The 4,493-nt window shown below is 69.9% G+C and carries 4 protein-coding genes; 3 read left to right on the forward strand and 1 reads right to left on the reverse strand.

Annotation, left to right across the window (positions count from 1 at the left end):
* A partial coding sequence (locus AOK03_RS22155; protein WP_208609571.1) for a FadR/GntR family transcriptional regulator occupies window positions 1-638 on the reverse strand: 638 nt, incomplete at its 3' end.
* Between the two features lie 160 nt (window positions 639-798).
* On the opposite strand from AOK03_RS22155, the gene AOK03_RS22160 reads away from it, so the two are divergent.
* The 3 genes from AOK03_RS22160 to AOK03_RS22170 form a co-directional block, all read left to right on the forward strand.
* Complete coding sequence (locus AOK03_RS22160; RefSeq protein WP_055567067.1) at window positions 799-2,427, forward strand: ABC transporter substrate-binding protein; 1,629 nt, start codon at window positions 799-801, stop codon at window positions 2,425-2,427.
* 28 nt (window positions 2,428-2,455) lie between these two features.
* A complete protein-coding gene (locus tag AOK03_RS22165; RefSeq protein ID WP_055567068.1) occupies window positions 2,456-3,415 on the forward strand; it encodes an ABC transporter permease in 960 nt (319 codons plus the stop codon).
* On the forward strand, window positions 3,412-4,493 hold a 1,082-nt coding region (locus AOK03_RS22170), incomplete at its 3' end, for an ABC transporter permease (protein WP_157869039.1). The genes AOK03_RS22165 and AOK03_RS22170, both read left to right, overlap by 4 nt.

The following is a 4,493-nucleotide window of genomic DNA, read 5'->3' on the forward strand; positions in this document are numbered from 1 at the left end:
GCGCGCAGCGCGGCCACGATGTCCCGGTGCCGGGTCACCGTCAGTTCGGGCGCCGGGTCGCTCGCCCAGCCCCGGGCTCCGGCCACCCGGTGGAAGACGTGCCAGAACGCGCCGAGGAGCTGCGGCACCAGTTCGTTGCCGAGCGGGCGGTACAGCGTCTCGTGGAACTCGCGGTCCAGGTCGGGGAAGGCCCGTCCCGCGGCCGCCGCCTCCTCCATCCCGCGCACCAGCAGCTCCAGGCGGGACAGCTCGGCCTCGCCCAGCGCCCCGGCGACGCGCCGCATCAGCCCCTCCTCCAGGACCTCGCGCAGCTCCAGGATCTCCACGAGCGCCCGGGTGTCGTCGCGGAGCCTGACGAGCGCCCGGAAGGTCAGGCCGTCGGCGAGCGGGGTGAGGGACGCCTGCCCCACATAGGTGCCGTGGCCGTGTCTGATCTCCACGATGTCCAGGGCCTGGAGGGCCTTCAGCGCCTCTCGTACGGAGTTGCGGCTGACGCCGAGCGCGACCATCAGCTCGGCCTCCGTGGGCAGCGGCGCGCCCGGCCGCAGCCCTCTTTCCAGGATCAATTCGACGACCTCACGCCGCACTTGCCCGCTCACACGCCGCTCTCGGATCGGCTCCTCAGCCATGCGCGCCATCGTAGACACGACGGACATCCCACGTCCCACCTCCGGCACGACTTCGTCCCGTTCGGATCCCTGCGCGCTCCCTTGACCAGGCCCCGCACCGCTCCTATGGTCGCCACGCCACCCACGACGTAGGACGTGGGACCTCTCAGGGAGGCAAGGGAGACACACCGTGAGTGATCTGATCCCTCGGACCGCGCCGGACCGCCGGTCCTTCCTCAAGTACACCGGTGCGCTGGGCGCCGCCGCGGCCGTCACCACCACGCTCTCCGCCTGCTCCTCGGGGCCCGAGTCCACCAACGAGACCGGGGACGGCGGCCAGGGCGGCAGCTCCACACTGACGGCCGTCATCGGCTACGGGAACGACGGGAGCTGGGATCCGACCCAGACCGCGTCCGCCTTCGCGATGGCCGGCAACGAGCACATCTACGAGGGTCTGCTCGGCACGGACCCGATCACCCGTGAGCCCTACGCGGCCCTCGCCACCGGGATTCCGGGCGACCTGAAGGCGACGACGTGGAAGTTCACCCTGCGCCCGGGGGCGAAGTGGCACGACGGCAAGCCCGTCACCGCCGACGACGTGGTGTTCGTCTTCGAACGGATCCTCGACCCGGAGACGCAGACCCTCGCCAAGGGCTTCTTCGATGGCTGGCTCAAGGAGGTCAGGAAGACCGACGCGACCTCCGTCGAGCTGATCCTCAAGTTCCCCTTCCCCGACGGCGCCGCCCGCCTCTCCCTCGCCAAGATCATGCCGAAGCACGTCTTCTCGGAGCCGGGCGCCTGGGACGACGCGACCAAGGGGAAGACGGTGGGGTCGGGGCCGTACAGGATGGCCTCGCACCACCCGAAGTCGAACACGACCTTCGAGGCCTTCGACGACTACAACGGCCCCCGCAGAGCCGCGTTCAAGAAGATGAACTGGCTGACCATCGTGGACGCCGCGCCGCGCGTCGCGAAGATCTCCGGCAGCAGCGCCGAGGCGGAGATCTCCGACAACATCCCGTACGCCAACATCGAGCAGCTCAAGAAGGGCGGGATGACCGTCGAGGGCGGCGCGGGCATGAACAACCTCTTCCTGCTCTTCAACACCGCGCACAAACCGTTCGACGACGTCCGGGTCCGCCAGGCCCTGCACTACGCCATAGACCGCGAGAAGATGATCCAGGCCGCCCTCAAGGGCCACGGCAGGGCGTCGACGTCCTTCCTCAACGAGGCCAACCCCTCCTACCGGCCCGCCGGGACCGTCTACGGCTACGACCTGGCGAAGGCGAAGAAGCTCCTGAAGGCCGCCGGGGTCACCGGACTGAAGATCAACCTCATGGCCGTGAACGTGAGCTGGATCGTCGACTGTCTGCCGACCGTCCAGGACGGCTGGGAGAAGCTCGGCGTCGAGGTCACCCTCGACCCGCAGGAGACCACCGCCGTCTTCACCAAGCTGGACCAGAAGAAGGACTTCCAGATCGTCGCGGCCGCCTCCAACCCCAACCAGTTCGGGCTCGACGCCGACCTGATCATGCATTACAACTACGGCCCCGAGAACATCTGGATGGGCTACGCGCGCTGGGCGGACAACGCTGTCGCCAAGAAGCTCTTCCGGGACATGGACCAGGCCACCCGCGAGCCCGAGGCGTCGAAGAAGCGGGCGATGATCCAGGACTACATCGACACCGTGGCCGAACAGGCCGTGCTCTATCCGGTCGTGCACAACGAACTGATGACGGCCTGGGACCCCGACAAGATCACCGGCGTCAAGGCCCAGCCGTATCCCGGGATCAATCTGCTGCAGGCCAAGTGGGTATGACAGAGCGCCGGTTCAGGAGTCGTACGCCATGACCGCCGTCCTCAGGATCCTGGCCCGCCGTGTCGTCCTGCTCGTCCCGCTGCTGCTCGGCATCGTGCTCTTCGTGTTCCTCGTGATGCGCTTCTCGGACGTCGACCCGGCGTCCGCCTTCTTCCAGGGCGCCAATCCGACCCCCGAGCAGCTCCACCGGTTCCGGGAGGAGAACGGGCTCCTGGACCCGCTGCCCGTGCGCTACTTCGCCTTCGTGGGCGACCTGCTCCAGGGCGACATGGGCATCAGCGTCCTCAACCGCTCCTCCGTCGTCGACCAGATCGCCACCGCGCTGCCGCTCACCGTGCAGCTCACCTTCCTGGGCCTCGGCATCGCCGTGGTGCTCTCCCTCATCCTCGGCATCACCGCCGCGATCTACCGCGACCGGCTGCCGGACCAGCTGATCCGCGTCGTCTCCCTGACCGGCGTCGCGGCGCCCGGCTTCTGGCTGGCGCTGCTGATGATCCAGTACCTGGCCGTGGACCTCGGCTGGTTCCCGACCGGCGGCTACATCAACCCCGCCGACTCCTTCACCGGCTGGCTCAGGACGATGACGCTGCCCGCCCTCGCGCTGTCGCTGCCCGTGGCGGCCGGCCTCACCCGCATCATCCGGACCGCCGTGGTCGAGGAGCTCGACAAGGACTACGTCCGCACGGCCGTCGGCAACGGTCTGCCGCCGGTCGTCGTCGTGGGCCGCAACGTCCTGCGCAACGCCCTCATCAACCCGCTCACCGTGCTCGGCCTGCGCGTCGGCTATCTGCTGGGCGGCGCCGTCGTCATCGAGACGATCTTCTCGCTGCCCGGCATGGGGAAGCTGATGATCGACGCCGTGAAGAACGGCGATCCGGCCGTCGTGCAGGGCGTCGTCATCACCACCGCCGTCGGCTTCGTGGTCGTGAACCTCGCCATCGACATCCTCTACCTGCTGGTCAACCCACGTCTGAGGGGGCCGAGTTGACGCACCTCCCGCGCGGATCGCGCAGCGCACTGGCCGAGCGTCTCGCCGTCCCCGGCATCCGGCTCCGCTCCCTGCGCAAGCTCCCCGTCCTGTCCCGCGTCGCGGTCGGCGTCGTCGCCCTCGTCGTCCTGGTGGCGCTCTTCGCGCCCCTGCTCGCCCCGCACGACCCGCTCGACCAGCAGCCGCAGGTGGGCGGCACCGGCGCCCCCTCCGCCGAGCACTGGATGGGCCAGGACAGTCTGGGCCGCGACATCCTCAGCAGGCTGATGTACGGGGCGCGCTGGTCGCTGGCCATCGGGCTCGGCGCCACCCTGCTCGCCCTCGTCGCGGGCGCCGTCATCGGCGCGGTCGCCGCGACCTCCCGCAAGGCCGTCGACGAGACGCTGATGCGCTGCCTGGACGTCGTCATGGCGTTTCCCGGGATCGCGCTCGCCGCCGTGCTCGTCGCGGTCTTCGGCGGCGGCATCACCGTCCTGATCTGCGCCATCGCCTTCCTGTTCACACCGCCGGTCGCGCGTGTCGTACGGGCCAACGTCCTCGACCAGTACGGCGAGGACTACGTCGTCGCCGAACGCATCGTCGGCGCCCGTACCCCGCACATCCTGATCCGCCACGTCGCCGTCAACTGCGCGGCGCCCATCCTGGTCTTCTGCACGGTGCAGGTCGCCGAGGCCATCGTCTTCGAGGCCTCGCTCTCCTTCATCGGCGCGGGCGTGCGGCCGCCCGACCCGTCCTGGGGCAGCGTCATCGCCGACGGCAAGAACATGGTCCTGATCGGCGGCTGGTGGGCGACGGTCTTCCCCGGACTCCTGATGCTGATCACCGTCCTCGCCCTGAACGTCCTCTCCGAGGGCGTCTCGGACGCGTGGGCGGCGCCCTCCGGACGTGACGTCACGGGTGCGGCCCGCGCCCAGGACCGCCTGGAGGCCCCCGAGCCCGGCAGCGGCCGCGTCCTCGAACTGCCCGGCCTGACCCGGGCCGCCCACCGCCTCCGCTCCCGCGCCCGCCCCCTCCCCACGGGCGAGCCGGTCCTGGACGTCACCGGTCTGACCATCTCCTTCCCGCAGCGCCACGGGGG

The organism is Streptomyces atriruber, assembly GCF_001418325.1.
GTDB lineage: Bacteria > Actinomycetota > Actinomycetes > Streptomycetales > Streptomycetaceae > Streptomyces > Streptomyces atriruber.

Coding starts and splice junctions, on each gene's coding strand:
- AOK03_RS22165 (WP_055567068.1), top strand. CDS start 2,456: ATGACCGCCGTCCTCAGGATCCTGGCCCGCCGTGTCGTCCTGCTCGTC.